This window comes from Saccharomonospora iraqiensis subsp. paurometabolica YIM 90007, assembly GCF_000231035.2.
GTDB lineage: Bacteria > Actinomycetota > Actinomycetes > Mycobacteriales > Pseudonocardiaceae > Saccharomonospora > Saccharomonospora paurometabolica.
On record NZ_KI912250.1, the window covers coordinates 228140 to 228737 of the forward strand.

The 598-nt window shown below is 76.6% G+C and carries 1 protein-coding gene; it reads left to right on the forward strand.

Annotated features, from left to right (window positions below; translation table 11 throughout):
- Nucleotides 1-217: 217 nt before the first annotated feature.
- On the forward strand, nucleotides 218-598 hold a 381-nt coding region (locus SACPADRAFT_RS0217190), incomplete at its 3' end, for a glycosyltransferase family 2 protein (RefSeq protein ID WP_007027908.1).

The window sequence follows — 598 nt, forward strand, 5'->3', positions numbered from 1 at the left end:
GCCGCGGCGACCGCGACCAGGTCCGCGCGCGTACCCGTCGGCCGGGCCGTCCTCCGCCTCGTGGACACCACCACCGCCGCACGGTAAGCCGCACCGGGCCCCGCGGGCCCGGTCGACGGACCGACCGGGCGACGTCCCGCACCGGAATCACCCGTTGTCGGTAGTCCCGTCGGGGGTCCGGTGTTTCGGACACTGCGCGTCGGACCACTCCCGCGGGGTGAGCACCCACGCCGTCGACGTGATCCTGCCGTGCCTGGACGAGGCGGCGGCGCTGCCCGCCGTGCTCAGCGCGATGCCCGACGAGTACCGCGCGATCGTGGTGGACAACGGATCGACGGACGGCTCACCCCGGGTGGCCGCCGAGTTCGGCGCGACGGTGCTGTACCAGCCGCGCCGCGGCTACGGCGCCGCGGTCCACACCGGACTGGAGAACGCCACGGCCGGCACGGTCGGGTTCCTCGACGCGGACGGGTCCCTCGACCCGCGCGAACTCCCCCGGTTGGTCGACCCCGTCCGGTCCGCCGACGCCGACCTCGCGGTCGGGCGCCGCGTGCCCGCCCCACGCGGGGTGATGCCCTGGCACGCGCGGGCGGGCAAC